Consider the following 6,000-nt stretch of genomic DNA (forward strand, 5'->3'; position numbering starts at 1 on the left):
AACGGAGCTAGTCGAAACGAATGACTAAGACTTGCTCAGAGATAATATACATCCAGTATACTGGACGGTTTATCTGTTGAACGAGGAGCGTTGGCTCAATATGAATATGGCTGAGCTTAAGCAATTTATCCTATCAATCGAGATTCAAGCCTTAGAGAAAACATTAGTAAATAAAGAAGGGGAGAGTCAGTTCTCCCTATTGATCCGAGAAAGGATCGAAAACCTTAAAAGAGAAGGAAAGTGGATGCATCAGTTAGACGATGGTATGGCGATATCTCGACCCAAAGCTTCAGACCTCGGCATTCGGAGCGCTGTCATTGGAGATGTCGATACGATCCGTGATGTGTATCGCCGAGCATCTCTAACAAACAAAGCCGACCACGACCTAATCGCCGCCCATCCTGAGTGGCTCGCCTGGAACGACGCGATGCTGCCGTTCGCGCTTGTTGCTGTTGTTGACGGGCGGGTCGTCGGCTTCGCATCGGCGCGTCAGGTCGACGACTTCCTCGAACTCGAAGATCTGTTCACTGATCCTAACTGGATGCGTCAAGGCGTTGCGAGTGCACTGATTGCAGACATTGCGGGTCGCGGTTTGCGTATAGAGGTTTCCGCCAATCACGCCAAAGCGTTTTACGAATCGGTGGGGTTCGTCGTCACCGGTGTCGCCAACTCACCGGGCGGACCATTGATACGGATGCACCTTGATGTTAAGCGTGTACGAACATACGATTAAAAAAAGGACCTCAATCTTCCACACTTGCGTGGAGTATGAGGTCCTATCTAACTATATGGGCTGTTTACCGCAGCGCTTCTCGTAAATATCGTCCAGTATGCGAGTTGTCGACTTGGGCCACGTCTTCCGGCGTTCCTTGGGCGATAACTTCGCCTCCTTCATGTCCTCCCTCGGGACCGATGTCGATAATCCAGTCGCATTCTCGGATGATATCTAGGTTATGTTCGACGACGATTACGCTGTTGCCTGCGTCGACAAGCTTACCAAGCAGCAGAAGCAATTGCTTCGTATCCCGCGGGTGCAAGCCGGTAGAAGGTTCATCGAGCAGGTACAGCGTATGCTGCTTTGACTTGCCGCTTAGTTCCTTCGCCAGTCGAATTCGCTGGCCTTCGCCGCCAGATAATGTCACGATGGATTGACCCCAATGCAAGTAGCCAAGACCGACCTCGTTCAAGAGCGAGATCGGAGCATCCATCTTGCCTTGCCCTTCGAGCAGCGACAAGCTTTCTTGAACGGTTAGGTCAAGCAGGTCGGAAATGGACAGCCCTTTGTAGGTGACGCGAAGCACCTCTTCCTTGAACCGCTTGCCGCGGCATACAGGACAACGAACCTCAAGGCCAGGAAGGAAGAACATATCCATCGGTACAACACCTAGCCCTTGGCAATGCTCACATCGTCCCCCTGGTGTGTTGAAAGAGAAATGCTTGGATGTTAGTCCCGCTTTCTTCGCCTCGGGCAACCCGGCATATAGATTGCGCATAGAGGTGAACACATCGGTATATGTTGCAACGTTGGATCGGCTCATCCTGCCGAGAGGCGATTGGTCGACCGTTACGATGTTGCCGATTGCGTCGAAGCCAGTTATGCTGCCGCAGCCATTACGCTTCAGATCGTCACTGCCTCCGGCAGCAACGAGGTCGAACAGCAGCGTTGATTTTCCCGATCCTGATACGCCGGTTAAGGCAACAAGGCGTCCGAGCGGGAACGAAACATCGATATGTTTCAAATTACGTTCGTAGGCGTCCCGAACCGTAAGCCATTTCCCATTTCCAATACGTCTCGTCGTTTTACCGCTCATCTTAGCAGACTCTCGCAGAAATGCGCCTGTTACCGAATGCTCGTTGTTGATTAGCTGTTCCAATGTGCCTTCGCCAACGACGCTGCCTCCGAAGCTGCCGGCACCTGGACCCATGTCGATGACATGATCTGCAGCTTTCATCATTTCCACGTCGTGTTCAATGACAAGAACCGTATTACCCAAATCTCGGAGCTGTCCGAGCACTTGAATCAATCCGGCTGTATCCTTCGGATGAAGTCCCGCGGTAGGTTCGTCTAAAATATAGAGCACGCCCGTCAAGCCTGAACCAAGAATAGAAGCCAGCCGAAGCCGCTGAGCTTCGCCGCCCGAGAGAGTTACCGACTGTCGATTGAGCGTAAGATAGCCGAGTCCGACGTTAACGATACGTTTCGTCCGAACGGTCAGGTCATGCAGCATCGATTCGACCTGTTCCTTATCATCCGGTCCGAGCTGACCCATCAACGCATCCAGCCACGACACGGTGTCTTGCAGTGCCCAGCCTGCGATATCGGAGATGGAGGAGCCGCCTACGGTTACGTCCCGAATCTCTTTCTTGAGCTTAGCTCCATGACAGTCTACGCAGAGCTGTTCCCGAAATAATGCTCCTTCGCCCGATTCGCCGCCTTTCTCCTTGTAGCGGCGCCATATTCCCGTTACAACGCCTTCGAACTTGCCTCCGTTCACCGTCTTAGGCGGCTTCATATCCGGGAAGTGACGAATGAACGCATCGCTCTCGACGCCGTAATACAACAGATCCCGCAGAGCTTCGTTGTATTCTTTTAGGAGTTGCTCTGGATCATAGGGTAATCCATAGTGCGTTGCTGCTGCTTTCAGAACGGAAGTATGGTAGTTGGCCAGCATCTCGAACCATATCGATACGCCGCCTCCGAGAACGCTTTTCTCCTGATCAAACACGGCATCGAGATCTAAGCTCACCGTATGCCCAAGGCCGCCGCAGGTATCGCAAGCGCCGTCGGGTGTATTATAGGAGAAGTGTCTCCGCGTCCAATGTTCCATCTCTCCATGGCAATTTGGACATCGAACAGCGGACATATTTGTCGTATCATCGTCTTCGTTCGTAGAAGCTTCCGCTTCCGCAGATGGACTCGGAATGAACCTTGTACCGCAATGCACACAAGAACGTTCCCCAAGCTTCTCATAAATAATGCGCAAATACGTGTAAATATCAGTTACGGTTCCGACTGTCGATCTCGGGTTTCGATTCGTCACATGCTGCCCGACGCTAATCGATGGGGAGAGACCGATAATGGCGTCGACCTTCGGCTTAGCCAGCGATTCCGAGGTCATCCCCATGGATTCCATATACCTGACGCTGGCACTCGCGCTGCAGCGTATCCATAGCGAGCGTTGATTTGCCGGAGCCCGAGGGACCTGTAAGGACGACCAGCTTGTACTTCGGAATTTGAAGCGTAACGTTCTTGAGGTTATTTTCACGCGCACCTCGTATTTCAATGAAGTCGTTCAAAGCTGTACCTCCATCAGATAGATTAGGATTAAATTAAACTTGCTCCTCCTTCGTTCCTTTGATACCTTAATCTTATAATATTAATGCAAGTGATAAGGTTGAGCTTAGTTTTATCTTACTACTCATGCTTACGTGCTTTGAAAGTTTGTTATTGCTATTTAAGGTTATAGTTGAACCTTCGTTCTTTCGAACTGAGCAAACTTGCCCCTCAAGGAGGCGTTCTTTATATGAGACCGATCGACATTGCCAAGAAATTAAACATTAGCACAAGTGCTCTGAGGCATTACGAATCATGGGGCGTTCTACCCCCGGTAGAGAGGAGCGACAACGGATATCGGAATTATTCGGAGCTTCACTTCGCTTACTTTGAATGCATCCGCGCAATGGGCGAAGGGTTCGGCATGATGAAAACGGTAGAAGTATTAAAGTTGCTGCTGAACAATAACACCGATGAAGCTTTATGGGTTGTGAACGAGTCGCAAGCATCGCTGCAGCGCGATAAACAGATGGCTGAGAAAACGATCGAAGCATTGGATTCCAAAGAGCTCGATCATCTTGACCAGTGGGGAAGACGGAAGTGGATGTCCATTGGCGAAGTTTCGAAGGCCACATCCGTACCGGCATCGGCGATTCGCCATTGGGAGAAGATGGGCTTAATTACGGTTTCTCGCAATGAAGAGAATGGATACCGCGTGTTCAGGCCGTCGCAGATCAGACAAATTCTTATAATTGGAACATTGCGAATGGCTGTATGGTCACTAGATACGATCAGGAAGGTTATTGAAGAGCTTGATCATAACAATATCGAGCAGGCTAGACGTATCGCGAAGGAATCGTTGCAGTTTCTAAACCAAATTAACCGTAACCGTATGCGAGGAATCAAGTATTTGTATCGCTTAATAGAGCTGGAAGAAATGAAAGACCTCAAGCCATAAATACGAGACTGCGGCAGCAGTCTTCTTTTGGTTATTAGCAAAGAAATTTTTTGTGAATAGGTAAAAAATGTAACAATAGTTCATAAAAGTCCGAATTGTACGATTTCCACATCTGAAGGACAGGCCTATAATATAAAATGTAAGCGCTTTACAAATCCAAACCATGAAGGGAGATTTGATGATGTTGGTTGAACGGTTGAACACGCGTAACAAAATGTTTCTGTGTATGCTGTTGCTGGTATTGCTTGCAGGCTCGCTTGGCTTGTCTCAATTCCCGACTGTTGCAGAAGCGGCAAACGTAAATGTGACGAGTGGCGTTCAGTTTACAGACACAAACGGAAATGTCGTACACGCGCATGGCGGCGGCATGCTCAAGCATGGTAACTATTATTATTGGTTAGGTGAAAACCGCGATGGAACAAATCTGGTATCTCTTTATCGCTCGACTGATCTGAAAAACTGGGAATTCCGCGCCCATTTGCTAAGCAAAAGTATGGGAGGAGAGCTTGCTACCGCTAACATTGAACGGCCTAAGCTGCTCTACAACAGCTCGACAGGCAAGTTTGTCATGTGGATGCATAAGGAAAATGGAGTGGATTACGGGGAAGGGAGAGTTGCCGTAGCATCATCGTCTTCAATTGAAGGGCCGTATACGTATCACGGCAGCTTCCGTCCGCTCGATAAGGACTCGAGAGACATGACCGTGTACAACGACAATGGTACGGCATATCTGATCTCTTCTACGAGAGTGAACGCGGATATGAACATTTTCCGATTAACGTCTGATTTCCTTGGCGTAGATGCGCTCGTTCATACGCTATGGATTGGAGCCTACAGGGAAGCGCCTGCTATCTTCAAGCGCGGCTCGACCTATTTCTTAATTACTTCTGGAGCAACGGGCTGGAACCCGAACCAAGCCAAATACGCTACCGCTTCCAGTATCGAAGGGACTTGGACGAATCCGGTTAACTTCGGCGATTCCGTCACTTACAGTTCGCAATCCACTTATGTCATCCCGGTCGTTGGCAGTCAAACGACGTCGTATCTGTTCATGGGCGATCGATGGGCAGGCGCCTGGGGCGAAGCGGTCAATAATTCTCAATACGTATGGCTGCCGCTTACTTTCCCGACGAGCACAACGTTGCAGATGGATTGGTATCCGAGCGTAGATATCGATGCGGCCACGGGTGTTATCGCAGGGAACGCAGGCGGAGGAATCTTCGATCCCGCCAAGAAATATAAGATCGTTAACGTAAGCAACGGCAGGGTGCTTGATGTAGCAGGGCAATCAACCGCTAACAACGCAGCAATCCAGATTTACGACAACTGGGGCGGTAACAACCAGAAGTGGAACATTCAGGCCGCAGGCAATTACTTCAAGATTGTGAATGTGAATAGCGGGAAAGCGGCCGATGTAGCCAACGCTTCAACTGCCAATAACGGAACCGTCATTCAATACACGTATTCTGGCGGGAACAATCAGCAATGGACATTCACCTATGTCGGCAACAATTCATACCGGATTATTAACCGCAATAGCGGCAAATCGCTGGATGCAAGCGGTACAGCTAATAATTCGGCCGTCATACAATACGACTATTGGGGCGGAGCAAATCAGAAGTGGCAGATTATTGAAGTAAATTAGTATGAATCGGAAAAGGGCGGCCATGAGTGGCAATGTCATTAAGATAACCTCTAAGACAAGATCAGGAATATGAATGTAATCCGAAACGGCATGGGGAACCTCCTTTGCCGTTTGTTTTTTTGT

At 49.4% G+C, this 6,000-nt stretch carries 3 protein-coding genes and 1 pseudogene; 3 read left to right on the plus strand and 1 reads right to left on the minus strand.

What is annotated here, in order from left to right:
• Window positions 1–100: 100 nt before the first annotated feature.
• Window positions 101–733 (plus strand): GNAT family N-acetyltransferase, encoded by a 633-nt coding sequence (locus V8F51_RS25630; protein WP_337103340.1) that lies wholly within the window; start codon window positions 101–103, stop codon window positions 731–733.
• A 64-nt stretch (window positions 734–797) separates the two neighbouring features.
• Here V8F51_RS25630 and uvrA read toward each other — a convergent pair.
• Window positions 798–3,297, minus strand: a pseudogene (gene uvrA / locus V8F51_RS25635) (excinuclease ABC subunit UvrA).
• A 227-nt stretch (window positions 3,298–3,524) separates the two neighbouring features.
• On the opposite strand from uvrA, the gene V8F51_RS25640 reads away from it, so the two are divergent.
• Together V8F51_RS25640 and V8F51_RS25645 are read left to right on the plus strand one after the other, a co-directional pair.
• Entirely contained in the window at window positions 3,525–4,232 is a 708-nt protein-coding gene (locus V8F51_RS25640) for a MerR family DNA-binding transcriptional regulator (RefSeq protein ID WP_337103341.1), read from the plus strand.
• 181 nt (window positions 4,233–4,413) lie between these two features.
• Window positions 4,414–5,877, plus strand: coding sequence for an RICIN domain-containing protein (locus V8F51_RS25645; protein ID WP_337103342.1), 1,464 nt, complete (start codon window positions 4,414–4,416; stop codon window positions 5,875–5,877).
• Window positions 5,878–6,000 lie beyond the last annotated feature (123 nt).

The sequence above is a fragment of the Paenibacillus sp. YIM B09110 genome, from assembly GCF_037167145.1.
Classification (GTDB): domain Bacteria; phylum Bacillota; class Bacilli; order Paenibacillales; family Paenibacillaceae; genus Pristimantibacillus.

Coding starts and splice junctions, on each gene's coding strand:
- V8F51_RS25630 (WP_337103340.1), top strand. CDS start 101: ATGAATATGGCTGAGCTTAAGCAATTTATCCTATCAATCGAGATTCAA.
- V8F51_RS25640 (WP_337103341.1), top strand. CDS start 3,525: ATGAGACCGATCGACATTGCCAAGAAATTAAACATTAGCACAAGTGCT.
- V8F51_RS25645 (WP_337103342.1), top strand. CDS start 4,414: ATGTTGGTTGAACGGTTGAACACGCGTAACAAAATGTTTCTGTGTATG.